Source organism: uncultured Thermanaerothrix sp. (genome assembly GCF_938028735.1).
GTDB lineage: Bacteria > Chloroflexota > Anaerolineae > Anaerolineales > Anaerolineaceae > Thermanaerothrix.
In genome coordinates, this window is sequence record NZ_CALIMF010000002.1 from 477,173 (window position 1) to 500,897 (window position 23,725).

General features: G+C 54.9%; 24 protein-coding genes and 1 tRNA gene. 12 read left to right on the top strand and 13 right to left on the bottom strand.

All coding sequences use genetic code 11. The features are described 5' to 3' along the window. Positions 1 to 17: 17 nt before the first annotated feature. The 3 genes from lysW to Q0721_RS02895 are packed head-to-tail and all read right to left on the bottom strand — an operon-like array spanning position 18 to position 2,949. A complete protein-coding gene (gene lysW / locus Q0721_RS02885; protein ID WP_366519161.1) occupies positions 18 to 185 on the bottom strand; it encodes a lysine biosynthesis protein LysW in 168 nt (55 codons plus the stop codon). Between the two features lie 35 nt (positions 186 to 220). Further along, entirely contained in the window at positions 221 to 1,666 is a 1,446-nt protein-coding gene (gene argH / locus Q0721_RS02890) for an argininosuccinate lyase (RefSeq protein WP_299025111.1), read from the bottom strand. A 23-nt stretch (positions 1,667 to 1,689) separates the two neighbouring features. Beyond that, positions 1,690 to 2,949 (bottom strand): argininosuccinate synthase, encoded by a 1,260-nt coding sequence (locus Q0721_RS02895; RefSeq protein ID WP_299025112.1) that lies wholly within the window; start codon positions 2,947 to 2,949, stop codon positions 1,690 to 1,692. Positions 2,950 to 3,408: 459 nt separating this feature from the next. Between Q0721_RS02895 and lysS the strand changes: the two genes are divergently transcribed. Genes lysS through Q0721_RS02910 form a run of 3 tightly spaced genes read left to right on the top strand, consistent with a single transcriptional unit; the run spans position 3,409 to position 6,329 of the window. Continuing rightward, positions 3,409 to 4,581, top strand: a complete 1,173-nt coding sequence (lysS, locus tag Q0721_RS02900) for a homocitrate synthase (protein ID WP_299025113.1) — start codon at positions 3,409 to 3,411, stop codon at positions 4,579 to 4,581. Continuing rightward, complete coding sequence (locus Q0721_RS02905; RefSeq protein ID WP_299025115.1) at positions 4,578 to 5,813, top strand: 3-isopropylmalate dehydratase large subunit; 1,236 nt, start codon at positions 4,578 to 4,580, stop codon at positions 5,811 to 5,813. The genes lysS and Q0721_RS02905 overlap by 4 nt, the downstream gene beginning before the upstream one ends. Positions 5,814 to 5,837: 24 nt before the next feature. Then, complete coding sequence (locus Q0721_RS02910) at positions 5,838 to 6,329, top strand: 3-isopropylmalate dehydratase (protein ID WP_299025117.1); 492 nt, start codon at positions 5,838 to 5,840, stop codon at positions 6,327 to 6,329. 70 nt (positions 6,330 to 6,399) lie between these two features. On the opposite strand, the gene Q0721_RS02915 is transcribed toward Q0721_RS02910, so the two are convergent. Continuing rightward, the gene (locus tag Q0721_RS02915; RefSeq protein WP_299025119.1) at positions 6,400 to 6,798 is read right to left on the bottom strand and encodes a thioesterase family protein; all 399 of its coding nucleotides are present in this window, start codon (positions 6,796 to 6,798) and stop codon (positions 6,400 to 6,402) included. Between the two features lie 207 nt (positions 6,799 to 7,005). Here Q0721_RS02915 and Q0721_RS02920 point away from each other — a divergent pair, with 207 nt between their 5' ends. The 3 genes from Q0721_RS02920 (at position 7,006) to Q0721_RS02930 (ending at position 9,421) form a co-directional block, all read left to right on the top strand. Beyond that, the gene (locus Q0721_RS02920) at positions 7,006 to 8,064 is read left to right on the top strand and encodes a copper oxidase (protein WP_299025120.1); all 1,059 of its coding nucleotides are present in this window, start codon (positions 7,006 to 7,008) and stop codon (positions 8,062 to 8,064) included. A 34-nt stretch (positions 8,065 to 8,098) separates the two neighbouring features. Continuing rightward, positions 8,099 to 8,491 (top strand): FixH family protein, encoded by a 393-nt coding sequence (locus tag Q0721_RS02925; RefSeq protein WP_299025122.1) that lies wholly within the window; start codon positions 8,099 to 8,101, stop codon positions 8,489 to 8,491. Between the two features lie 201 nt (positions 8,492 to 8,692). Continuing rightward, positions 8,693 to 9,421 (top strand): hypothetical protein, encoded by a 729-nt coding sequence (locus Q0721_RS02930; RefSeq protein ID WP_299025124.1) that lies wholly within the window; start codon positions 8,693 to 8,695, stop codon positions 9,419 to 9,421. Positions 9,422 to 9,469: 48 nt separating this feature from the next. Here the strand turns inward: Q0721_RS02930 and Q0721_RS02935 are convergent, their stop codons facing one another. Both Q0721_RS02935 and Q0721_RS02940 read right to left on the bottom strand, forming a co-directional pair. After that, positions 9,470 to 10,861, bottom strand: a complete 1,392-nt coding sequence (locus tag Q0721_RS02935) for a HAMP domain-containing sensor histidine kinase (protein ID WP_299025126.1) — start codon at positions 10,859 to 10,861, stop codon at positions 9,470 to 9,472. Further along, positions 10,862 to 11,542 carry a response regulator transcription factor gene (locus Q0721_RS02940; RefSeq protein ID WP_299025128.1) on the bottom strand — a complete coding sequence of 227 codons (681 nt, stop codon included), beginning with the start codon at positions 11,540 to 11,542 and terminating at the stop codon, positions 10,862 to 10,864. A gap of 134 nt (positions 11,543 to 11,676) precedes the next feature. Between Q0721_RS02940 and Q0721_RS02945 the strand changes: the two genes are divergently transcribed. The 3 genes from Q0721_RS02945 to Q0721_RS02955 all read left to right on the top strand — a co-directional run bounded on the left by Q0721_RS02945 (position 11,677) and on the right by Q0721_RS02955 (position 14,422). Beyond that, entirely contained in the window at positions 11,677 to 12,828 is a 1,152-nt protein-coding gene (locus Q0721_RS02945) for a ribonuclease D (RefSeq protein WP_299025130.1), read from the top strand. 52 nt (positions 12,829 to 12,880) lie between these two features. Further along, the gene (locus Q0721_RS02950) at positions 12,881 to 14,278 is read left to right on the top strand and encodes an MBL fold metallo-hydrolase (RefSeq protein ID WP_299025132.1); all 1,398 of its coding nucleotides are present in this window, start codon (positions 12,881 to 12,883) and stop codon (positions 14,276 to 14,278) included. A 56-nt stretch (positions 14,279 to 14,334) separates the two neighbouring features. Next, a tRNA-Ser gene (locus Q0721_RS02955) sits at positions 14,335 to 14,422 on the top strand. A gap of 308 nt (positions 14,423 to 14,730) precedes the next feature. Here the strand turns inward: Q0721_RS02955 and Q0721_RS02960 are convergent. The 7 genes from Q0721_RS02960 to Q0721_RS02990 form a co-directional block, all read right to left on the bottom strand. After that, a complete protein-coding gene (locus Q0721_RS02960; protein WP_299025134.1) occupies positions 14,731 to 14,973 on the bottom strand; it encodes an SWIM zinc finger family protein in 243 nt (80 codons plus the stop codon). A 139-nt stretch (positions 14,974 to 15,112) separates the two neighbouring features. Then, entirely contained in the window at positions 15,113 to 15,568 is a 456-nt protein-coding gene (locus Q0721_RS02965) for a GNAT family N-acetyltransferase (protein WP_299025136.1), read from the bottom strand. Positions 15,569 to 15,638: 70 nt separating this feature from the next. Then, positions 15,639 to 16,550 carry an SPFH domain-containing protein gene (locus Q0721_RS02970; RefSeq protein ID WP_299025137.1) on the bottom strand — a complete coding sequence of 304 codons (912 nt, stop codon included), beginning with the start codon at positions 16,548 to 16,550 and terminating at the stop codon, positions 15,639 to 15,641. A gap of 20 nt (positions 16,551 to 16,570) precedes the next feature. Continuing rightward, entirely contained in the window at positions 16,571 to 17,188 is a 618-nt protein-coding gene (locus Q0721_RS02975) for an NfeD family protein (protein WP_299025139.1), read from the bottom strand. A gap of 393 nt (positions 17,189 to 17,581) precedes the next feature. Continuing rightward, complete coding sequence (locus Q0721_RS02980; RefSeq protein ID WP_299025141.1) at positions 17,582 to 18,370, bottom strand: hypothetical protein; 789 nt, start codon at positions 18,368 to 18,370, stop codon at positions 17,582 to 17,584. Then, positions 18,360 to 19,262 (bottom strand): ABC transporter ATP-binding protein, encoded by a 903-nt coding sequence (locus tag Q0721_RS02985; RefSeq protein ID WP_299025143.1) that lies wholly within the window; start codon positions 19,260 to 19,262, stop codon positions 18,360 to 18,362. Before Q0721_RS02985 ends, Q0721_RS02980 begins: the two co-directional genes overlap by 11 nt. A gap of 105 nt (positions 19,263 to 19,367) precedes the next feature. Beyond that, a complete protein-coding gene (locus Q0721_RS02990) occupies positions 19,368 to 19,880 on the bottom strand; it encodes a MarR family transcriptional regulator (RefSeq protein WP_299025145.1) in 513 nt (170 codons plus the stop codon). Between the two features lie 255 nt (positions 19,881 to 20,135). On the opposite strand from Q0721_RS02990, the gene metG reads away from it, so the two are divergent. From metG to Q0721_RS03005, 3 genes are all read left to right on the top strand, one after another. Beyond that, a complete protein-coding gene (gene metG, locus Q0721_RS02995; protein ID WP_299025147.1) occupies positions 20,136 to 21,944 on the top strand; it encodes a methionine--tRNA ligase in 1,809 nt (602 codons plus the stop codon). A gap of 271 nt (positions 21,945 to 22,215) precedes the next feature. Continuing rightward, the gene (locus tag Q0721_RS03000) at positions 22,216 to 23,232 is read left to right on the top strand and encodes a glycosyl hydrolase (RefSeq protein ID WP_299025149.1); all 1,017 of its coding nucleotides are present in this window, start codon (positions 22,216 to 22,218) and stop codon (positions 23,230 to 23,232) included. A 161-nt stretch (positions 23,233 to 23,393) separates the two neighbouring features. Continuing rightward, on the top strand, positions 23,394 to 23,725 hold a 332-nt coding region (locus Q0721_RS03005; RefSeq protein ID WP_299025151.1), incomplete at its 3' end, for a hypothetical protein.

Sequence of the window (23,725 nt, forward strand, 5' to 3'; positions counted from 1 at the left end):
AAGCAAGTTGGTGGGGCTTATTCGCCCCAATCTTCGGCTTCCATGGGCGCTAATTCGAGGGTAAACGGCTCTAATGAGGTCACCTCAAGATCAACCCCACAGTCGGGGCAGACCAAGATCTCACCCAACTGAACCTCTTCGTTCACCTCGATTAAGGCTTCACATTCAGGGCAATGTGTGGACATCATCGTGTACCTCCTTTTGAGAAATTTAAGTTCAACTAAGATCCAGAAGTGCGTTCATCGCGCACGTTCTCGCTCCTATCCAGGATCACACGCCGTGCCAATACCGCTTGTGCCGCGCGAAGTTGTGCGCTGACCGCCAGTGGGCCGCTTCCTCCGCTCAAATTGCGCCGGGCCAGGCTGTGACGTGGCTCCAGAATCGCCAGCGCGTGTTCATCCAGCAATGGATGAATGGCTTGCAACGCCTCTCGGTCCAGGGTGTCCAGACTCCGCCCTCGCGCCAACGCCAGGCGCACAGCCTGCCCCACCACAGCATGTGCCTCACGGAAAGGCAACCCCTGCTCAACCAGATAATCCGCCAGGTCAGTAGCCATGAGCTCGGCGCTAACCGCTGCTTGCAAGCGCTCCGGCTTGACCCGTAGGGCACGCAACGCGGCCGCCAGCACAGGTAGAACGCCGAGCAGAGTATCCATAGCCCCAAACACTTGGGCTTTATCCTCCTGAAGGTCCTTGTTATAAGCCAGCGGCAACCCCTTAAGCACGGTCATCAGTGCAGTCAAGTGTCCCAACAGGGTGCCGGCTTTTGCGCGAGTTAACTCGAACAGGTCGGGGTTTTTCTTCTGAGGCATTAGACTGGAACCTGTTGCAAAGGCATCAGGAATCTCCAGAAAACCAAACTCCTGGCTGCAGAAGAGGATGACCATCTCGGCCAACTGGCTGAGGTGAATGCCCAACATGGCCGCCACAAAGAGAAATTCCGCTGCAAAATCGCGGTCAGCCACTGCATCCAGGCTGTTGGGAGCTGCAGCTAGAAAACCCAGACGCTGCGCCAGGTGCTCCCGATCAATCGGAAAGCCCGAGCCGGCTAGCGCCGCTGCCCCCATGGGCATGACCGCTACGCGCGGGTAAAGATCTCCCAGGCGCTGGCGGTCGCGCTCCAGCGGCCAAAAGTACGCTAACCACCAGTGCGCTAACAAGATTGGTTGAGCGCGCTGTAAATGGGTATAGCCCGGCAAGTAGAGGTCCGCGCTGGCCTCGGCCTGTTCCACCAAGGCTTTTTGCACCTCTATCAGCGCTGTTTCCAGGTGACACAGTTGCTCCATCAGCCAGAGGCGCGCATCGGTGGCTACCAGATCATTTCGGCTGCGTCCAGTTGCAATCTTACCCCCCAAGGGGCCCACCAACTCGCGCAAACGACGCTCAACCGCCGTGTGGATGTCCTCATCTGTCGGCTGGAACACAAAGACCCCTGATCGAAACTCCTGCTCGAGCAATTCCAGACCCGCTACCAGGGCGGCGCGTTCGGCAGCACTTAACACCCCTGCCTCCTCTAACGCCTCAGCCCAGGCCCGATTGACACGCACATCTGCTAGCGCCAGGCGCCGATCCACGTGCAGAGAGGCGTTCAGCGTCCAGGCCGCTGCATCCATGGGCTGTTCAAAGCGCCCGGCCCACAGCGGAGAAGAAGCAGAAGTCTCATCCATGCCAGAACTCCCGGTCAAAGCGTTCAATCCCGTTTGAAGCGACTGTAATCCGGCTTGGGCATCTCCAGTCCTGAAACCGGCAAACCATTTAGCGCACGCACTTTCAGCGGCAGACCAAACAGATTGATGAACCCTTTGGCATCCGATTGGTTGTAAACATCGTCCTGCCCGAATGTCGCAAAGTCCTCGCGATACAGACTGAAAGGACTGGTGCGACCCGCCACAATGATATTGCCTTTGTAAAGTTTGAGGCGTACAGTACCGGTCACCGGGCCCTGGGTACTATCCACGAAGGCATCCAAGGCTTCGCGCAAAGGTGAGAACCACATGCCGCTGTACACTAGTTCAGCGTATTTGAGCGCCACTAAATCTTTGAAATGTAGCGTGTCGCGATCCAGAACCAACGATTCTAATTCGCGGTGAGCCGCCATGAGAATGGTACCTCCGGGCGTCTCATACACCCCACGCGATTTCATTCCCACTAAACGGCTCTCCACCAGGTCTACGCGTCCAATACCATGATGCCCGCCCACCGCATTGAGGTGATTAATGATCTGAGCAGGCGACATGCTCACCCCGTTAACCGCCACGGGCGTCCCAGATTCGAAAGAAATCTCAATATACTCTGGCTCGTCGGGCGCACTCTCAGGAGAGGTTGAGATTAAGTACATCCCTTCTTCCGGTTCATTCCATGGGTCTTCCAGCGGACCACCTTCATGGGAAAGGTGCCATAAGTTGCGGTCGCGGCTGTAAATGGACTTCTCGGTAGCCGTCACCGGAATATTGCGCTCGCGGGCATAGCGGATGGCATCCTGGCGCGAGCGGATCTCCCATTCGCGCCAGGGAGCAATCACCTTCAGACGCGGATCCAAGGCCATGTAGGTCAACTCAAAACGCACCTGATCATTTCCTTTGCCGGTTGCCCCATGCGCCACCGCATCTGCACCAACCTCATGAGCCACATCCACCTGGTGTTTAGCAATGAGGGGCCGCGCAATGGATGTGCCCAGTAGATACTTACGCTCGTAAACAGCCCCGGCCCTCAGCACACGGAACAGGTAATCGCGCGCAAATTCTTCTTTCAGATCACGGATGATCAAACGGCTGGCACCACTACGCAATGCCTTCTCTTCCAGGCCTTCTAGTTCCTCGCCCTGACCAATGTCCGCGGTGAAGCAAACCACTTCACACCCGTAATTTTCACGTAGCCAGGGCACAATGACTGAGGTATCCAGTCCCCCTGAATAGGCCAGCACAACTCGTTTGACTTGCGCTTTTACCATCACGTCCTCCTGAGGATATAAGATAAAACCCCTCCTTGCGGGAAGGAGGGGTTTTTTGGGCTGGTGTTAGGATTCAACGACTCAACAGGTTAGCCAAACAACAAAACCCTGCCTTCCCGCGCAGAGGTGGGCTTTGGACGACGGGTACGTGGCAGGGTGAAGAACGTCTGGCTAAACATTGGGCATAAATTTACTACGCAGTTGTGTGACTGTCAAGAGCTTTTTCGGATTTTTTAAGGTTAAATTCTTGACAAAATCGGCTCGATTCCCTATAATCGCGCCCAATCATGAATAGCGCGGTTCCCTCCACGATTTCAGAATTGAAGAAGGGTAAGAAGATCCAGCCGACACCCCACCGGTAGTCTGGCGGGTTCTGCTTGCCCAATCCTTAGGCTCAGAAAACCACCTCACCAGACACCGGTGAGGTGGTTTTTATTTACATCCCCAGAGGAGGTTGCTATGAGTTTGGAACACTACTACATCATTGACTCCACCCTACGTGAGGGAGAACAGTTCGTCAATGCCTTTTTCACCCCCGAACAAAAGGTAGAAATTGCCCAAATGTTAGACGCTTTTGGGGTCGAGTACATCGAAGTGACCACCCCGCTTGCCTCACCCCAAAGTGAAAAAGACTGCCGCATGCTGGCTCAGTTAGGGCTACGCGCCAAGGTGCTCACTCATGTCCGTTGCAACCTTGAGGACGCCAAGCGCGCTGTGGATACCGGCGTGCAGGGGGTGGACTTGGTGATTGGCACCTCCTCCAAATTACGTCAATTCAGTCACCACCTCACCATTGACGAGATCATTGAGCGGGCACAGGAGGTATTGGCCTTCTTGAGCACCCAAGGCGTGGAAATGCGCTTCAGCACTGAGGACAGCCTGCGTAGTGACCCGCAAGATCTTTTCCGGATTTACGAGGCCGTAGACCAAATAGGGGTGCATCGCGTTGGTATCGCCGACACCATTGGCATTGGCACCCCCCATCAGATTTACGCGCTGGTCTCAGCGCTGCGTCAGCGCATCCGTGCAGATATCGAATTTCACGGGCACAATGACACCGGCTGTGCCATTGCCAACGCCTACGCGGCCCTGGAAGCAGGCGCCACCCACGTGGATACCAGCGTGCTGGGGATCGGTGAACGCAACGGCATCACGCCCTTGGGAGGACTGATCGCCCGCCTGTATGGCACTAATCCTCAACTGGTCGCTAAGTACAACTTACCCCTGCTGGTGCACCTGGATCGCCGTGTGGCCGAGATCGTCGGCGTGGATATTCCGTTCAACAACTACATCACGGGGTTTGCGGCTTTCACTCACAAAGCCGGCATCCATGCCAAAGCCGTACTCAATGACCCCAGCACCTATGAAGTGCTTCGCCCCGAAGATTTTGGGTTGACGCGTTATATCCATGTTGCGCATCGCCTAACCGGTTGGAATGCCATTCGCCACCGCGCCGAGCAACTCGGGGTCAATCTAAGCGATGAGCAAATTCGCGAGATCACCCGCCAGATCAAAGCCTTGGCCGATGTCCAGGCGCTCACCTTAGATGAAGTTGACCGCATGTTGTGGCAAGCCCATTACCATAACCTTGAATCGAACCCCACAATACTAACGCCTGGAGGTGTTGCATGAGTCCAACTCTGAGCGAGAAAATCCTTTCTCACGCTGCTGGACGTGAAGTCCGTGCCGGCGATTTTGTAATCATCCATCCAGATGTGGTCATGTCCCACGATTCGCTCACCCCTTCGATCCTCAAAATTTTCCATGAGCAATTGGGGGCAACACGTGTAGCCGACCCCCGGCAACTGGTGTTCACTATGGATCATGTGGTTCCCGCCGCCACAGTGAGCATTGCCAACGATCAAAACCGCGTACGTCGCTTTGCCGCTGAACAAGGTATTCGCCTCTTCGAAGTCGGGCGAGGCATTTGCCACCAGGTATTGGTGGAGGAACATATTGCCACACCGGGTACGGTGGTCATTGGCTCCGACTCGCACTCCACTGCTTACGGAGCGGTGGGTGCATTCGGATGTGGCATGGGCTCTACCGATATTGCCCTGGCCTGGGCTACCGGACAAACTTGGCTGCGCGTTCCCGAAACCTTGCGGGTGATTCTACAGGGACGTTTCCGACCTTGGGTAGAAGCCAAAGACTTGGCGCTCCGCCTGTGTCGGGAGGTGGGGCTGGATGGGGCCAACTATATGGCCGTAGAGTACCACGGCGCACCTTGGATGAGCCTACCTGAACGCCAAACCTTAGCCAGCATGGCCGTAGAAATTGGGGCCAAGGCCGGCATCTTCCCGCCCGACCCCAGCCTGGGCGAAGGATTTCCCATCCCCAAATGGCTGACTGTGGATGAAACCGCCTCCTATGCCCATACAATCTACCTCAACCTGGACGAATTGCAGCCCCAGATAGCCCTGCCTCACACGGTGGAAAACGTCGTGGATCTTACCGAGATCAACGGCCAGCGCGTCAGCGTTGTCTTCCTGGGGACCTGCACCAATGGGCGTTATGAGGACTTGGTTACAGCGGCGCGCATCCTGCGCGGGCGGCACGTAGCGCCTGGCGTGCGCTTCATCGTCACTCCGGCCTCCCAGCAGGCTCTGGCGCGCGCGGCTGCTGACGGTAGCCTGCAAACGTTGATTGAAGCCGGCGCCGTGCTGACCACCCCCGGCTGTGGCCCCTGTATGGGACGTCACCATGGGGTCCTAGGCGAGGATGATGTCTGCCTTTCAACCGGCAACCGTAACTTCCGCGGACGTATGGGCTCACCACAGGCGCGTATTTTCCTGGCCTCACCTGCTGTTGCAGCCGCTTCTGCCGTCACTGGCTATATTACCGACCCCGCGGCCCTATCCTGAGCTAGCCTATCCCCGGAGGAAACCATGGCACGTATTTGGAAATTCGGCGATAATGTGGATACCGATCAAATTGTTCCTGGCCGTTACGCCCCTTATATGCGTCCCAATGCAGACCTGGCCTCAGCCGCCTTCATCGAGGCCCGGCCCGATTTTGCCGAGCAAGCGCAGGCGGGGGACATCATTGTTGCGGGGCGCAACTTTGGTTGTGGCTCTTCGCGAGAGTATGCCGCTGAGGCCCTCAAGAAGCGCGGCATCACCGCCATTGTTGCGGTTTCATTTGCACGCATCTTTTTTCGCAATGCCATCAACCTAGGTTTACCCCTTTTTGAAGCCCCTGAAGTGGTAGCCGCCGTACAGGACGGTGATCTGGCTACACTGGATCCCCACACCTGGCAGCTTCAAGTAGGCGAGGCATACTGGCAATTGCCCACTCCGCCTCCTTTTTTCCGCCAGATCCTTGACGCCGGTGGTATTGTGGCCTATGTCCAGCGCTATCAGCGCTTTCCTCAAGGGTGAGTCTTAACCAATCCCAATATAGTCGGGGCAGGCCTGAAGGGAAACGCACGCGGGTCTGCCCCGGCCCGAATTACGCAGAGGATTGCTTTTGGGCCAGGCGTTCTTCGAAACGAGCGCGGTCAATGATGAAACGCTCGTGTTCGCCCTCTGCAATTTTCTCCACTTCATCCCAAGCCTCCACACGGAAGCGCACACGCCGCCCGTTCACAGCCACCACCTCCGCCCGAAAGCGCACCCGCATTCCCAGTGGTGTAGCGGCCATGTGGCGCACATTGACTAGGGTGCCCACACTCGTCTGACCTGCCTCCAGGTGAGAATAAATCGCATGGTGCGCAGTATGCTCCAAATAGGCAATCAGACGCGGTGTACTCAGCACGACCGGGAGTGTATCATCCCCTAACGCGCGCGTCGAGTCGCTCTCTTGAACTACGAGGGTCAGTTCGTTGCTCAATCCAGGTTGTAAATTCATTCTCCAGGCTCCCCAATAAGATTTGCTCCCCGATTTTACCCCGATTTTCACGTCGTTTGACATCAGCGTGGAAGCCCCTTGCTCTCACCGCCCAACCATACGCTATAAAGCTCTCAGCCAATCAGGCCAAATTGCCTATATTCAGACAATATATACCCAAATATACTTGTAATATACATTTACGTGTTGAGGAGACCGACTTTTCATATGCCACGAATTAGTGCCTTTGTGCTGTACATGCTAGGGATATTTCTTGTCAGCGCCTGCACGATAACTTCGTTCCCATCCACGCCGGGCATGCAAAACCCCCGTTCCTCCACCGCCACACCCGGCGAGATGACCCTTCGGGGGGATTCTCACGGAATGCGGCCCATCGGGGATAACACAGCCCCCTTAGCAGTCCAAGCGATCGGGGGCCAACCTTTGTCCTATCGCTTGGAAAACGGCGTCAAGGTATTTGAACTAACTGCCCAAACGGTGCGCTGGCCAATTTTAGAAGAGGTTCTGGTGACAGCCATGACCTACAACGGAACTGTCCCGGGTCCAATGATCAAGGTGACCGAGGGCGACCAGGTAAAGGTGGTGTTCACCAACCAATTGGAAGAGCCCACAACGATCCACTGGCATGGTATTGAGGTGCCTAATGCCATGGATGGGGTTCCTGGAATAACTCAAGCCCCCATTTTACCCGGTGAGACCTTTACCTACGAATTTGTGGCTAAGCCCGCTGGAACCTTTATCTATCACTCCCACTATGAAAGCGACCGCCAAGTCAGCGCTGGGCTTTATGGTCCATTTATCATCGAACCTCGCTCTCCTCAACACTCCCAGCCTGATGTTGATGTTACGCTAATGCTTTCAGAATGGCTAATCCGCGGTGGAGAGACCTACCCCGCAATGCCCATGAGCGGCATGGAGCCGAATTACTTTACCATCAATGGGAAGGCCTACCCTGATACCGGAACCCTCCATGTCAAGGTCGGGCAAACCATTCGCCTCCGCTTAATCGGCATCGGGCAGTTTATCCATCCCATGCACTTACACGGCTTCCCGTTCAAGGTAACGGCAATTGATGGGCATCCTGTGCCAGAGTCAGCCCAGCAAATTATGGATACTCTTAGTGTTGCTCCTGGTCAGCGCTTCGACATCGAATTTACCCCTACTGAACCCGGCCGATGGATGTTCCACTGCCACATTCTTCACCACACCACCAACAATAATGCAGACCCCGGGGGGCTCATGATGATCATTGACGTCACCCCTTAAACAAACTAAGAATTCCAACTCGAGGTGAATCCCCATGTCTATTTCCAAGATTCTCGTTCTATTTCTTCTTAGCCCACTGATTGTAATCGCCTGCGCTCCGGCCTCACTATCATCTCCAACCTCCACCACAGACCTTATCCTCGCCATCTCCACCAACCCATCCCCTCCCAAAATAGGAGAAGTAGAAATTAACATTACACTTCAAGATGCACAAGGTCGAGCCCTTGAAGGGGCTGAAGTCACAGTAACTGCCGAGCACACTGACATGAGTGGCATGGAAATGGAGGGGAAGGCCACCGAGCAAGGGCAGGGGCGCTACGCTATTCGAGCCCATTTTAGTATGAGTGGTAACTGGACATTAAGGGTTCAGGTTAGGAAAAACACACTATCTTACCAACGGGATTTTCCCCTTAACATTTTGCCTTGAACCACCGACTTCCCTTAGGATAGGGATTGATTGAAAGCGGTTCCAGCGCTTTCAAATTTCTAAACCCCTTCATTAGCACCCCCATCTATGGGGGATTTTGATTTGCATTGCCCATCTATGGCGCTTGACAATATAGAACATATTTTCTATAATCAAGGCAACTTACCCTTCGGTTCCTCGACTATATCAAAAGGAGATGCCATGAACAGTCAGCCCCCTCTCACCTCATGGTTTTCTGAACTGGCGGGCCGTTTACGTGTGCGCCCCGGGTTTCTTTTCGGGATCATCATTTTGACGGCATTAGTGGCCTTTGAGATTTTTAACTACAGCACCACCGATTACGCTTTGCGTGACCTGCTAGGCGGACTTTCTTTCGCCGGTTTGCAATGGTCAACCATCCTTGCCATTGCCTTCTGCGGGATTGATTTTGCCGGCATTGCCCGCCTTTTCACTCCCGAACAGGGGTCGTCTGAACCCAAGGAGGTTTGGTACCTCTTTGGCGCCTGGCTGCTGGCAGCCACCTTCAACGCACTGCTTACTTGGTGGGGCGTCTCAATGGCAATTGTCTCTCACACGCCCGCCAGCACCTCGGTCATTGACCGTGAAACGCTGGTCACTATCGTCCCCATCTTTGTAGCTATGATGGTTTGGGTCATTCGCATCCTTATTATTGGCACGCTTTCAGTCGCGGGCGAACGTCTCTTTTCCACCGGGGATCAGCCCTTGTTGCGAGCACCTTTACGCACGTCACGTCCCGCAGCGACCACCAGCGCTACTGTGAATCCCTCTGTCTTTGCCCCGCGCCCAACCCCAACTCCGACCAACCTGAGTGCACGATCCACTACTTCCCCCCGCCCCGAGCCCACCTACCACAGCCTCAACGCACGCCCCGCTCGCAATGGCGAAGAACACTCCCGCACCCTTCTGTAAAGATTTCGGCTTCTCCTCCTTGCTCTGAGCCTGGCTATCCCACGCGGATTAGCCGGGCTCCTCTTTTGCCAGGATGGCCCCCTCCAACGGCAGACGAACTATAAAGGTTGTGCCCTGCCCCAAACGCGACTCGACTTCAATCCATCCCCCATGGCTTTGCACAATACGCTGGGCGATTGCCAATCCCAACCCATAACCAAAGGGAGCATTTTCACCCTCCTGACCCCGCCCGCGATAGAAGCGTTCAAAGATATGGGGCAAATCCTCCTCTGGGATGCCCGGCCCACTGTCGCTAACACGGATCCGGGCCTCGTTGCCCTCACGGCGAAGCCCCAAGCAAATCTCTCCCCCTGGGGGGGTGTATTTGATGGCGTTGCCGACCAGATTGAGTAAAACCTGCTTGAGCCGATCTTTGTCGCCCAGAATAGTTATCGGCGCCGTCTCTACAATGCGTAGCGAACGGGTCCCTTCAGCTAGGTGCTGCATTTGCTGAACCACCTCTAACAGCAGGTTATCCAGTGAAACAGGTTGGCGCTCCAAAGTCAGCGACCCGGCCTCAGCCTGTGCCATCAGCAGCAAGTCGCCCACCAAGCGGGTCAGACGATCCACCTCCTGATCAATCGCCTGCAACGATTCGGGGTCTACGGTGCCGGTCAGGCGCATTAACCCAATTTCGCCTTTGATAACCGTCAGTGGCGTGCGCAATTCATGGCTCACATCGGCCAGGAAACGCCGCTGAGCGTTAAAGAGGGTCTCCAATCGTTCTAGGGTAGTGTTAAAGGCCGTGATCAACTGCCGGAATTCCACATCCGTTTCCTGGGCCGCCAACGGGATGCGCCGCGAAAGGTCATCTGCGCGGGTGATCTGCAAAGCCGCTTCAGTAACGACCTGCAAAGGCGCAAGGATATAGCCGGTTCCCAGCCAGGTACCTAGGCCCACGATAACCACCGAGAAAAGGAACATGATCACCAGGAGAATTGCCAGCGTGCGCTGGGCTACCAGTAGCAAGTCCAGGCTCAGAGCCACCTGCAAGACCCCCACTGGGCCGCGATTGCTGCGTAAAGGCACCGAAAGAACACGCAGGTTCGTCGCACTGTTCAAAATGGAACGGTAAATGGGCTGCCCGTAGTTCAATCCCACCGGATCAAGCGGTTGGGTAAGGCCTGGGGGCCGTGAGACCTGTAACCGTCCCTGGGCATCCCACACCTGATAGAACAAATTCTCTAGTGGCTGAAAACCGATTACAGCCCGCTGGTCAAATTGATTGGCTGCATTAACGCGTAAACGACCTATCAATTCGCGAGCGGCCCGCTCCAAGCGGCTGTCCACCTCGCTCAATAGCGTCTGACTGACCAAGATGTACACCAGCCCCCCCACCAACAGCAGCACGCCGCCAAAAAGTGAGGTGTAAAGAAGGGTCAGCCGCAGTCGCAGAGACATTTACTCTTCAGTTTCGCGCAGCACGTAACCCACACTGCGCAGGGTGTGGATTAGGCGGGGTTCGCCCTCCGCTTCTAATTTCTGCCTCAAATAACGGATATACACATCCAGCACATTGCTCTCACCGCTGAAATCGTACCCCCAAATACGATCAAAGATCATCTCGCGGGTTAGCACCTGTCGGGGATGACGCATAAAGAGTTCTAAAAGATCAAACTCACGCGCCGTTAGTGGGATTACCCGCTGCCCACGCCGAGCTTGCCGGGTGCGAGTATCTAATTCCAGGTCGGCAAATTTCAGCACCGGTGCTCGCTCAGCCTCGGTGCGACGCAGGAGTGCTCGCACACGCGCCAGAAATTCTTCCACTTGAAAGGGCTTGACAATGTAGTCATCTGCACCTGCGTCTAATCCCTGCACCCGATCTTGCACTGTATCTTTAGCGGTCAGCATCAGGATCGGCACTTTACTGGCTGCCCGTAAGCGCTGGCACACCTCGAGCCCGTCAATCCCCGGTAGCATCCAGTCCAGTACAACCAGGTCAGGGCGCGATTCGCGAAAGAGCCTCAGCCCACCTTCGCCATCCTGAGCCGACTCCACCACGTAGCCCTCATAGGCTAAGGCGCGCCTAAGGATGCGCTGAATGGCTTCATCGTCCTCAATAATTAGAATTCGCTCCTTCATACGTCCTCCACTTGTTGAGAATAATATATCACAACTTGGTCAAAGGCCTTTATTTACGGATGGGGTAAAGTTTCCACGCCTGCCTCATCCGCAAAAACTTCCTGGCCGGCTCACCTTCTGCTATAATCCACACCATGACTACTGACGCCACACCGCTCATCTGGATTGACCAACCCACCGACCTAGATAAACTTGTCGAGACGCTGCTCAGGCATTCTTGTCTCGCTGTTGATACCGAATCCAACAGCCTGTACGCTTACCAGGAACAAGTGTGCCTGATCCAGTTCTCCACTCCAGAGGCCGACTTCCTGGTAGATCCGCTTCGTTTGAAAGATCTTTCTCCCCTGGGTGCGGTGTTCGCCGATGAACGGATTGAGAAGATTTTCCATGCGGCCGAGTACGATCTGATCTGCCTCAAGCGCGACTTTGGTTTTACTTTCCGCCATATCTTTGATACCATGCACGCCGCCCGCATCCTGGGGCGTCGCGAAGTCGGACTGGCAAGTTTGCTCAAGCAAGAATTTGGCCTCCAGCTGGAAAAGCACTACCAGCGGGCCGACTGGTCCCAGCGTCCGCTCCCTCCGGCTATGTTGGATTACGCTCGCCACGATACACACTACCTAATTCCCCTGCGCGAGCGTTTGGCCGCAACCCTGCAACAGAAAGGGCTATGGGAACTTGCTCAGGAAGATTTTGAACGCCTAACCGAGGTCAGCGTTCCAACGGTCGACCTAAGCAAAGGGCCAGACTGGAATCTAGCTCAGCGCTACAATCTAAGCCCCCAGCAAATGGCCGTCCTCACCGCCTTATATGCCTATCGGGATGAGCAAGCCCGCCTAGCCAATTTGCCACATTTTAAGATTTTGAGCAACGAAGCCCTGCTGGAACTTGCTCTGGCCTTGCCCAAGAGCCCGCGCGACCTTTCACGCTTGGGCATCCTGAGCGCAAAACAACGTGAGCGTTTTCAAGAGGGCCTCCTCGCCACTATTCGAGAGGCACTTACCGCGCCACCGCCTCTCCGACCACGCAACGGCATACCCGACGAAGCCGTCCTGGCCCGTCTGGAGCACCTGCGTCGGTGGCGCAAGCAAATGGGACGGCGATTAGGGGTCGAATCGGATATTGTTTTGCCCCGCGAACTCATGGAACGCATTGCGCGCGAAAACCCCGCTCACCCAGATGAACTAGCACGGATCATGCGAAACACCCCCTGGCGCTTCAAGCGCTTTGGAGGGGAGATACTACATGTCTTGCAAGAAGCCAATTTTGCTCTTGCCCATCCCTGAACCACGCTCATAGCATCCCTCTCCCCTGGCTCTTTGCAGAAAGGAACCCCGCATGCGCATTCACTTCCTCGGTGCAGCCCAAACGGTCACCGGCGCCCAATTTTTGCTTGAGGTCAATGGACACACTTTGCTATTAGAGTGCGGGCTCTATCAAGGGAAGCGCGAAGAGTCCTATCGACGCAATCAGACATTTGCCTTCGACCCGCGCCGCATTTCGGCGGTCATTCTCTCCCATGCCCATATTGACCATAGCGGTAATTTGCCCAATCTGGTCAAGCAGGGGTATGACGGGCCCATTTACACTACTCCGGCCACCGCCGCCCTGGCGGATATCATGGTGCGTGACTCCGCTCATGTCCTCGAAGCCGACGTCACCTACGTGAATAAGAAACGACGCAAACGGGGTGAGCCACCCCTGGAGCCCTTCTACACGCTTGCCGACGCGGAAATGGTTGCTCCGCTCCTTCGGGGAATACCGTATCAGCAGTCATTTGAGCCGGTACCCGGCGTCCAGGCCACGCTGGTGGATGCCGGACATATCTTGGGTTCAGCCGCAGTGGTGCTGGATATCGAAGAAAATGGGCAGCGTTTCCGCTTCTGGTTTTCAGGGGATATCGGACGTGAGCGGCTCCCCTTGCTACGCGATCCCGTACTACCCGAGGCTACTGATTACCTAATGATGGAATGCACCTACGGGGATCGCCCTCATCACGACCCTGAAGAAGCCTACCAGCGCCTGCGCGAAGTCACTCAACGCACTTTGGAGCGAGGCGGTAAAGTGATCATCCCCGCCTTTGCCGTGGGGCGCACGCAGGAACTCATTTATTGCTACAATCGCATGCTCCAAGCCGGCGAAATCCCCCCCGTGCCCATCTACGTGGACAGCCCGCTGGCCGTCGCTGCCAGCCACATCTTTCAGCAATTCACGGATTTATTTGATGAAGAAACCCGTGTGTTTGTCCAAAGCGGTGGACATCCGGCATTAAATTATCCCCAACTGCATTACGTTCAATCCGTGGACGAATCACGCGCCCTCAATGATCGCACCGATCCCATGATCATTATTTCGGCCTCAGGCATGGCCGAAGCCGGGCGCATCTTGCATCACCTGAAACACAACATACAGAATCCGCGCAACACTGTGGTGATTGTTTCCTGGCAAGCGCCAGATACCCTGGGGCGCCGTCTGGCAGAAGGTGCCCCGGTTGTGCGCATTTTCGGCGAACTCTTTGACCGGCGTGCCGAAGTGGTGACCATTGACGGATTCTCCGCCCACGCGGGGCAGGATATGCTTTTGCGCTACGCCCAAGCCAGTCGGGCTGGACTACGCCAAATTATTCTGGTCCATGGTGAGCCCCCCGCGGCCGAGGCCCTGCAGGAAAAAATGCGCCAGGCAGACCTCCCCGCGGCGGTTTATCCCACGCGGGGCGAGGTCCTTTCCTTGCCGTGATGGGAATGGCTCTTTTCGCAGTTGATGTTCCTCTGTTATAATTAGAACAGCCGCTCGGAGAGGTGCCGGAGTGGACGATCGGGGCGGTCTCGAAAACCGTTGTGGTCCTGTGGGCCACCGTGGGTTCGAATCCCACCCTCTCCGCCTGATTTCGGGGTTATCTCGACTTTTCAAAAGATGCACTTCGCCTCATGCCCGATAATTGCGCGACCTGGCTTCTGGGGTCTCCCTGCTTGACCCTTCTAAACCTGTTGCTTGGCAGGGATTGCATTCAGACGGCTTACACGTTACGAGATTAACATCGCTCAACTTTGCCGGGGAGACGCGTTCTCGGCAAGGCCACCTACCCTCTTCCGATACCTGTGGCACAACCAGGCCCATGGGTATAAAAACAACAGCAGGTCCCAGACAAACCGGACCTGCTGGATTGGTCTCTATTCGGTTTTATTTCTTTATGAGTTAACCGGTTGGATCAGCATATTCTCAAGAACGATTTCTAGCGCCATGGTATGGCTGCATACGCCTCGGCTACGGAAAAACTCACAATCACACTGCCACTTGCCATGGTCATATTGCACCGTATGGGTGTTGTTCTCCCCCTCAACGGTAACCGTAAAGGTCTGAAAGCGAATGCGCTCGCGCTCCTGAGCATATCGTCTGGCCTTTTCGCGCTTGCCAATCATCCCGTAATCCATTACGCATCTCCTTTCATGGCTGAAAAGGGTTTAACAAGCAAAAAGGCACGCGAAATAACGCGTGCCGCGTAAACCTTGGAGTAAGGTCAAAGCCGGATGTTTCTTCATAGATCCTAGTTCTATAATATACGTTCTGGGCTTATGAGTCAACTATTTTCTCAAGGATTAACGCATCCTCTCCATCACTGTAATAACGTTTCCAGACATCTACCTCGCGATATCCCTCCCGGTGATACAAGTGAATGGCTGGCCAGTTTGTGCGTCGTACGCTCAGGCGAATGCGCGGCACCTTCAAGCGCTGTTCGCACGCCAACAACAACGCCCGCCCAATTCCCATCCGCCGATATTCCGGGCTGACCCCCAGAGTCAAAATCCATCCAAGCCTCTCTCTGGGTTTAGCCTCACCGGCAATGAACCCAACCAGTTGCTCGTCCACAACCGCTTTTAGCCGTACCACTCCCGGCAGGGTCGACACGGCTACAATATCCAGCAGGGGCCAAGCGTCTCGGCCAAAACAGGCTTTCTCTAAGCGGTAAAGCGCTTGGATATCCCGCCAGTTGGCTTCCAGGATCTGATAATGGACAGTGGTGACCAAATTCGTCGTAGGTCGGGTGTGAGGGGAGCCGGAACCGCACTGCCGACTCCCCCCACTCGGGTCTCAGAGACTAGGCTTGTGGAGCACTCCCACCTTGCTCACCACGCAGGCGGAGGAAATCCCCCAAAAGGCTGGTAAACTCCATGGGGAAAATGTACTTTGTCGAAGGCGAAGCCGCCATGCTCTTGAGCGTCTCAAAGTACTGCAGGGTAATGGTTTTCGAATCCAGGCGATTCGCCACCGAGAAGATCTTCTCTAGCGCTGCAGCGTAACCCTCGGCGCGCAAAAGTTGTGCCTCGCGCTCACCTTCTGCGATGAGAATCGAAGCGCGTTTCTGACCTTCGGCCTTGAGGATGGCTGCCTGTTTCTCACCTTCGGCCACATTAATCGCCGCCTCACGCGTACCGTTCGATTCGGTGACAACAGCACGGCGGTTGCGCTCAGCCGATAACTGGCGATTCATGGCCTCCTGCACCTCGCGCGGCGGGATAATCTCGCGGATTTCCACATTGGTAACTTTAACCCCCCACCGCTCTGTCACCTCGTCCAAGCGAGTACGCAGCGCGTGATTGATTTGCTCGCGTTCCGAAAGCACACTATCCAGCATGATGGCGCCAATGACCGAGCGCAGGGTGGTAGTAGCAATTCCCTGAGCGGCAGCCTCAAAGTTAGCCACTTGCAAAACACTTTGTACCGGGTCAAACACCTTGTAGTACCAGAGGAAATCAATGGAGATAGGCGCGTTATCGCTGGTGATGGCAGTTTGGGCTGGAATTTCACGCACCTGCTCGCGCAGATCCACCCGCACTCCACGATCAATAAACGGGATGAGGAACACCAGACCGGGGCCACGTGAGCCCAAGCAGCGCCCTAAGCGAAAGACCACCAAGCGCTGGTACTCGGGCACGATACGAATGGCCGCAGCTAGGAAGGCAATGCCGCCCACGACGATAACGCCAATCAGACAATAGATCAGTTCCATGCAAACACCTCCTTATAGGCTTACGACTCGTTTTGAGATTGCGAAGTTAGGGCTTCTACAACCAGTACCAAACCCTCACGTCCGACCACACGCACCTTGGCCCCCACCGGAATGGGCGTATTACTACGCGCACTCCACTCCTCGCCATGAATGTAAACCGTACCCTCGCGGTAAATCGTCGTTCGGGCTTCGCCCACGGCCCCCATGAGCCGTTCCATAGAGATATCCGGGTGCCGCCGAATGGCCTCAAGGCCCTTCCAACCTACTAGCCAGAATAGGCCTACCGCTACCGTCGAGGTCACCGCAGCCAAAAATGGGTTTACTGCCAACCCCCCTTCCGGTGTCCTAAAGAGGAATATGGATCCCACTATAAAGGCCGCACAGGCAATAACCAGGTAGAACCAGCGTCTCGAAAAGCGCAGTGCCATTAGAAACGGGATAACTCCCGCAATTAGCACCCCTAGTGCCCAGGCGTTAATGCTCAGCCGGACAATACCCAATCCCGCCAACACCAGGGCAAACAGAGCGCCGATTTCGAGAATACCCGTACCGGGAGAAAAGAGCGCCAACACACCCAGCACCAGGCCTACCACGAGCAGAAAATACGCCACGTTGGGGTCAATCAGGGGATTTATCACGCTGGAAGTCTCCTCTGTATCCATTATACAATAAATGCGACCGCCACCTCACTCGATTGTAGCAGGTAGTTCATACATTAACTGCTGGCCCCGCGCTCAAACCACAAGGAATCATAGAAGATCAAGGGTAGGGAATTACGATCTTCTGCCGGGAAAGCCCACTGCTTTAGCGGTGGGAGCAGGTTATACCATCTCAGACATTCGGAGGTTCGCCACGCTATCCAGCAAACAACAATTGATGTAGAAAGGGCGCTTACTCAGCGCCCTTTCTACACACCGATATTAAGTTGACTTGCCCTGTCTCACCAACCCACCAGGAGTAAAACCTGAACCAGGAGGAGGATTTACGCCTATATGATAACCCTTTTGCCTTAAGAATGAGCAAAAAAGATGTTAGCGTTCGGTTAACGTTTCTTTGTCTTTGGCCCTTTGGGGGGCCTCCATGATCCGCCCGCGGATAAATGCCCAGGCCAGCCACACCCCCAGCACAAGATTAATACCACCCATCACCCCTAGAAAGCCTCCACCCCCTTCACTCCATCCCCCTGCAAGGTAATAATACCAGGGCAGAAAGAAACGCAGCCAACTCAAGAAAGGGACATGCCGACTCCATCCGTAGAGAAGGAGGCTGACCAGCAGGCCACCAAGCGCACCTCCGAATCCTAGTCGGAAACTGGCCGTGTAAAGCGCGACGAGCATTCCACTCTGCATCGCCAGCCCCAGCAGCAACCCTAGCGCCACAACATGAGTCACGCTCCTCCCCACACCCCACTCTCCCCCGAATATCCCTTGCTCAATAAGCAATCCCACCAGGCTGATGCCCAGAAAGACAAACAAGAGAAGCATGTGAAAGCCCCATCCGTTCAAAAATAGTGCCCAGCGCGGTACCGGAAGGGTTAACAGGAATGCTATGGTCTCACGGGAGGCTGGTTCCCCCAGCCAGCGCGTTGCTGCGCTGAGCACCGGAATGCCGACTAACCAAGGCAACACCAGTGTGAACAGGAAGGCATCCTTGCCCGCTTCAGCGTCAAACGCCAGCCCCAACCAGCCCAGAAGGTTATTGAGGGGCAAAACACGGGCCCATATTCCCCACATGAAAATTGCTATTAGGACCCCCGCACCCCATCCTAGCAGCCACCTTCCACGTGCCCGAAAGGTGGCTACCAGCATTTCAGGCAACATACCCACCCACTCCGTAATAGCGGCGGTAGATCTCGTCCAGGCTGGGCTGCTGACTGATAAAGTCCGTAATCCGATAACGGCTGGCAACCTTTAGAAAGGCATCCGGATCCCCGCGCAGCGTGCAGCGCAGTTTATTGTCCTCTAACTGAAGTTCTTCAAGGTTGGGCAAGCCAGCAAATGCCTCCCAGGCCACTGGCGTAGCGAAGCGCATCTCAATACGGCGCAGCGTCTTGGCTCGTAACTGAACCCCGCGCTCCACGGCCAAAACACGCCCCTGCCAGAGCAAAGCAACTCGATCACACAGGCGTTCGGCTTCAAGTAGTGACGAAGTGGTAAAGAAGATGGTACGTCCCTCGGCGCGCGCCTGACGCGCCAGGCGCGAGAACACATCCTGGGCAACGACTCCCAGCCCAAGCATGGGTTCATCCAGAATCAATACTTCTGCTGGGTACATAAAGGCCTGCACCAGAAACAAGACCTTGCGTTCGCTTGGCGAATAAGCGCTGAACGAACGCTCAAGATCCAGGCCGAATTGCCCCGCTAGGTCACGCACCGCCTCGGTGAACGGAATGCGCCGCGCTTGGGCCAGGGAACGTAATATCTCTTCACCTCGCATCCAGGGGTAAAACACACCCTGTTCGGGAACGTAGCCTACCCGCTGGCGCAAAACCATGCCTTGGCGGGCTGGCTCCAGACCCAGTACCAGTGCCCGACCCTGGCTGGGACGAATCGTCCCCAGGAGCAACTGGACCAGTGTTGATTTGCCCGCCCCGGTTGGCCCCAAGACGGCGTAAATTTCGCCTGGTTCAACATCGAATGTAATACAATCGAGTGCTATCCGGCGATCAAAGCGCTTGCTGAGGTTCTCAGTGCGAATGACCAGGTAACGCATGGCAGGCCTCCTTTTCCTTCAGCAGCCTCGCCGGTGCAAAAATCACCGGCTGGTGGGATTCCAGCCGGTGGCTAAAGGGCGTCAGATCCGCGGATCTTTAGCCGCTCAGGCTGGAACCTCCTTACGAGATTGCCAGGCTTCGAGTAACTTACGGTAGGCATCCTCTACCATGACCGTCCAGGAGAGCATTTCCTCCAGGCGCTGACGCGCCGGATGACCAGCATCCAAGCCTTGCAGGCCCTCTTCGGCGATCTCACGGAGGGCCTGAATGCCCTCCAAACGCATCTCCAGTGAACGTTCCCATGCCTCTTCTGAGATGACATAGTAATCTGAACGTTCACCCGGCAACGAGACCCGCTCGACCAAACCCGCCATGAGCAGAGAACGCAGGTTGGTCGAAATGCTGCTCCGGCTAACCTGGAGGACTTCGCTCATCTCTTCGGGTGAGACTGGGCGCCGCGCCACCAGGAGCAACCCCAAGATCCGGCCGCCGATGCGTGGGATGCCGTAGTCCTCGAAGTACAATCCCATGTTTTCAATGAACTGGGATAAGGCATCGGAATCCCCAGAAAGAAGGGGAGGACTATCCGAGCCACTATCCGTTTCGTCTGATACCATAAGCCGACTTCTCCTGAAAAACTCCCGAGGCTAAAATTGGATTTGCTTCATTGTATATCCTTCAATTGTTTCTGTCAAGACTGAAACAATTGAACATAATGTTCAGAACACTTTTACCACCCCCATCACAATTATTGATACGAGAACAATCTGCGGCCACCTACAATTCAGAGGCCGACCCATGCCCTAGCCACGGCCGTTTCGTGATAAAATCTCGACACACGGTGTTGCATTTTGGATGCCTGAGGTGAATCGATGTCTGAACCCATTCTGGTTGCTGTTGCTTGGCCCTACGCTAATGCCGAGATTCATGTAGGCAATCTCACCGGTTCCTACTTGCCCGCCGATATCTTCGCGCGCTACCAGCGCATGAAAGGGCGGCGTGTACTGATGGTTTCGGGCTCCGACGCCCACGGTACCCCGATCACTGTACGTGCCGATGCAGAAAAGACCTCGCCTTTGGCGGTTTATCAGCGCTATCATGCAACATTTCTCGAGCTCTTCCAACAACTGGGGCTGACCTACGATTTATTCACCAGCACCCATACCGAAAATCACTTCAACGTCTCCCAGAAAATGTTCCTGGCGCTGTTGAAGAACGGCTACCTTTACCGTGACCGCCAGTTACAGTGGTACTCGGTCACTCAGCAGCGCTTTTTGCCCGACCGTTATGTTGAGGGCACCTGCTATCTGTGCGGCTATCCTAATACCCGCAGCGATCAGTGCGACCGCTGCGGCAATGTATTAGACCCTGAGAAACTGATCAACCCGCGTTCGCGCATTGATGGCTCGGTACCTGAACTACGGCAAACTGAACACTATTTCCTCGATTTAGCCAAACTGCAACCCCAAATTACCGAATTTTTACGCGCGCGTGAATCCTACTGGCGACCTAACGTATTACGTCAATCCCTGGGCCTAATCATGACCGAGGGTCTCAAGGGCCGCCCGATTACCCGCGACCTGGACTGGGGCATCCCGGTGCCCGTGGACGACATGGAGGGCAAATGCCTTTACGTGTGGTTTGAGGCGGTTATCGGCTATCTCTCGGCGACCATTGAATGGAGCCATCTGATCGGTGAACCCGATGCTTGGCAGGCGTGGTGGCACAGCCCCGAAGCGCGCTCATATTACTTCATCGGCAAAGACAATATCCCCTTCCATGCCATCATCTGGCCGGGGCAGCTCATCGGCAGTGGTGAGACGCTGGACGAGCTCCTGGGTAGCCGGGATCCCAAGCCCTTTGTGTTACCGTATGACGTCCCGGCCAATGAATTCATGAACCTGGAAGGGCGGAAGATCTCGGGTAGCCGCAACTGGGCAGTGTGGGGGCGTGATTTCCTTTCACGTTACGATCCAGACCCCCTGCGCTACTATCTCACCGCAAACATGCCCGAATACCGCGATACCGACTGGGATTGGGAGGATTTCGTCAAACGCAATAACGACGAGTTAGTGGCCACTTGGGGGAACCTGGCCAACCGCGTGCTCTCGTTTGCGTTCAAGCATTGGGAGGGAGTAGTGCCTGATCCGGGCGAACTGACCGCGCAGGATCAGGAATTGCTGGCCGGCGTGGAGAAGGGATTTGAAACTGTGGGGCAGGAACTGGAGGCTGTCCATCTCCGGGCCGCGTTGGGTGAGGCCATGCGTCTGGCCACCGAGGTTAACCGCTATCTAGAGCAGACTGCGCCGTGGCTGAGTCTTAAGACCGATAAAACCGCTGCTGGACGGGCCATTTATACCGCCTTGCGCGCGATTGATTCGTTAAAGATCCTGTTGGCTCCTTTCCTGCCCTTCAGCAGCGAAAAATTGCACCGTTACTTGGGCTATACTGACCCCCTCTTTGGCACGCAGAGCACTATGACCGTTGCAGACGGGTTGGGCGAGCACACCGTATTGCGCTATCACCCCGAGGGCGCCACTGCGCACTGGCAACCCAGCCAGTTGCGCGCGGGGCAACCCCTGCTGCCCCCTCAACCGCTCTTCCGCAAACTCGACCCCAGCATCGCCGCCGAAGAACGTAGCCGGTTGGGAGAGTCAGTCGATGCCGATTGTCAACGCTGAGGCCATCAGGAGTTCACATTTCGTATTAGTCAAGAAGAGGAAATTCTTCTAGGAGGATGGGATCATGTCAAGAACGCTTTTGAAAGCCTTGTCATCAATTCTGATCCTCACGACAATACTTGCATGCCAGTCCTCCAGCCCTATCCCTGGTCGCGCCTCTGCCGCTACCCCCGAGCCAAATACCAACACCACGGTTATAAACTCTCCCACGCCTACATTGACTTACCTTCCCCTAGTGCGTAATGGAATACCCAAATTTTTTGGAATTATTATGAAGCAGTATTGGTCGAAAGAAAATGTAGAAAAATACCTGCCTGAAGTAGATGCACTGGCCGATAAACAGCACACAGCTGTGGGATGGTTCATCGACATTCAAGACCCGGCTTTTTATGAAGACTGGGAAACCGAAAGTGCTCTCAACCGTAATAACTTCTACCGTCAACTTGAACAATTGTGGCAAAAGGGTTATATCTCCTTGATCAAGATCGGTTCAACCGATACTGCTCGCAAGATCTACGAAGGAAGGTACGATGCTCCTCTTAGCCAAATGGCCAAGATCTACAAACGTTGGATTGAGCAGGGCGGCGGTCGCAAGGCCATGCTGGCACCCCTCCAGGAAATGAACGGTGACTGGGTAGCCTATTATGATGATGCTTTTGAACCCTCAGACATTAATCAGAAATTAAAACAACGACAAATTGACTTCAAGAGCGCTTATACTCACATTCAGGATGTTTTTAAGAATAACGGGGTAGATTTCTCAATGGTTTGGTGGGTTTTCGCACCTAATGGCTTAAGCTCGCCTGACGTACCCGAGAATGATTTTGAACACTATTACCCAGGCGATGATCGGGTGGATCTAGTCGGCTTTGCTTCCTACAATTATGGTTTCTGTCCAGCGACTCTGAGTCCAGCTTGCGTCAACGGAGATTGCGGACGTTGGGAAATTTATGATACCATTTATGCCCCCTACATCACCCGCATGCAGAAAATGGCGCCCACGAAGCCCATTCTTATCACCGAAACCGGAAGTTCGGCGATGCACACCAAAGAGGATCGGGACAATAACACTTACAATTACGCAAAGAAAGCCGAATGGATGGTTTTGAATTATGGGTATCTGGCGCGTCAACCCATGGTACTGGGAGTGTTTTACTTTGACGTGAATGACTTCGACGGTAAAGTGTGTGACCTAGGCATCCCTCGTGAGAACTTTGACGGCTACCGACAGGCAGTGACGGGTTACCAGTACCTTCCTACTTCGGTTTTAGATGAGTACGTCCCCTAGTAAAGATGGTTGCTCCATTGCAAGGACCATTGGGGGCTTCAAAAGCCCCAATTAGTTTTAGTTTTTTAGGCACGCGCCTTACAAAACTGTTGGTGGACAGATGAACCAGAAATGCCCTATAATGGGCGCAAATCTGGGAATGATAAAAGGAGAAAAGAGTTATGCCGTTCTTCCCTGATCCATTCCCGAAACCGGATTGGAAGAGACACATAAAGCAGAGTGCGGTCGTTATCTTGTTGGTCATCTTGCTCGGTCAACCCTATCTTGCTCATGCCCAACATAGTTCAGGCACAAAGTTGTACTTGCCCGTGGTGCTTAACCGTTGGAGAGATTTCTCAACAACGCGCAAATTCCTCGGCATTTACATGCCAGTCTATTGGACTACGGACAACGTAAGTAGCAATATGTCTCGCGCGAATAGATTAGCAGGCAAAAATCATAGTGTAAGCGGCTGGTTCATTTCTATCCATGATATTGCCTTCACAAATCGCCA

Bases quoted from the DNA above. Each gene is read 5' to 3' on its own strand.
- Q0721_RS02915 (WP_299025119.1), bottom strand. From the start codon at position 6,798: ATGAATTTACAACCTGGATTGAGCAACGAACTGACCCTCGTAGTTCAA.
- Q0721_RS02990 (WP_299025145.1), bottom strand. From the start codon at position 19,880: ATGGTATCAGACGAAACGGATAGTGGCTCGGATAGTCCTCCCCTTCTT.
- Q0721_RS02910 (WP_299025117.1), top strand. From the start codon at position 5,838: ATGGCACGTATTTGGAAATTCGGCGATAATGTGGATACCGATCAAATT.
- argH (WP_299025111.1), bottom strand. From the start codon at position 1,666: ATGGATGAGACTTCTGCTTCTTCTCCGCTGTGGGCCGGGCGCTTTGAA.
- Q0721_RS02925 (WP_299025122.1), top strand. From the start codon at position 8,099: ATGTCTATTTCCAAGATTCTCGTTCTATTTCTTCTTAGCCCACTGATT.
- Q0721_RS02960 (WP_299025134.1), bottom strand. From the start codon at position 14,973: ATGGATTACGGGATGATTGGCAAGCGCGAAAAGGCCAGACGATATGCT.
- Q0721_RS02970 (WP_299025137.1), bottom strand. From the start codon at position 16,550: ATGGAACTGATCTATTGTCTGATTGGCGTTATCGTCGTGGGCGGCATT.
- Q0721_RS02980 (WP_299025141.1), bottom strand. From the start codon at position 18,370: ATGTTGCCTGAAATGCTGGTAGCCACCTTTCGGGCACGTGGAAGGTGG.
- Q0721_RS02920 (WP_299025120.1), top strand. From the start codon at position 7,006: ATGCCACGAATTAGTGCCTTTGTGCTGTACATGCTAGGGATATTTCTT.
- Q0721_RS02935 (WP_299025126.1), bottom strand. From the start codon at position 10,861: ATGTCTCTGCGACTGCGGCTGACCCTTCTTTACACCTCACTTTTTGGC.
- Q0721_RS02945 (WP_299025130.1), top strand. From the start codon at position 11,677: ATGACTACTGACGCCACACCGCTCATCTGGATTGACCAACCCACCGAC.
- Q0721_RS03000 (WP_299025149.1), top strand. From the start codon at position 22,216: ATGAAGCAGTATTGGTCGAAAGAAAATGTAGAAAAATACCTGCCTGAA.
- Q0721_RS02895 (WP_299025112.1), bottom strand. From the start codon at position 2,949: ATGGTAAAAGCGCAAGTCAAACGAGTTGTGCTGGCCTATTCAGGGGGA.
- metG (WP_299025147.1), top strand. From the start codon at position 20,136: ATGTCTGAACCCATTCTGGTTGCTGTTGCTTGGCCCTACGCTAATGCC.
- Q0721_RS02930 (WP_299025124.1), top strand. From the start codon at position 8,693: ATGAACAGTCAGCCCCCTCTCACCTCATGGTTTTCTGAACTGGCGGGC.
- Q0721_RS02940 (WP_299025128.1), bottom strand. From the start codon at position 11,542: ATGAAGGAGCGAATTCTAATTATTGAGGACGATGAAGCCATTCAGCGC.
- lysW (WP_366519161.1), bottom strand. From the start codon at position 185: ATGTCCACACATTGCCCTGAATGTGAAGCCTTAATCGAGGTGAACGAA.
- Q0721_RS02905 (WP_299025115.1), top strand. From the start codon at position 4,578: ATGAGTCCAACTCTGAGCGAGAAAATCCTTTCTCACGCTGCTGGACGT.
- Q0721_RS02985 (WP_299025143.1), bottom strand. From the start codon at position 19,262: ATGCGTTACCTGGTCATTCGCACTGAGAACCTCAGCAAGCGCTTTGAT.
- Q0721_RS02950 (WP_299025132.1), top strand. From the start codon at position 12,881: ATGCGCATTCACTTCCTCGGTGCAGCCCAAACGGTCACCGGCGCCCAA.
- lysS (WP_299025113.1), top strand. From the start codon at position 3,409: ATGAGTTTGGAACACTACTACATCATTGACTCCACCCTACGTGAGGGA.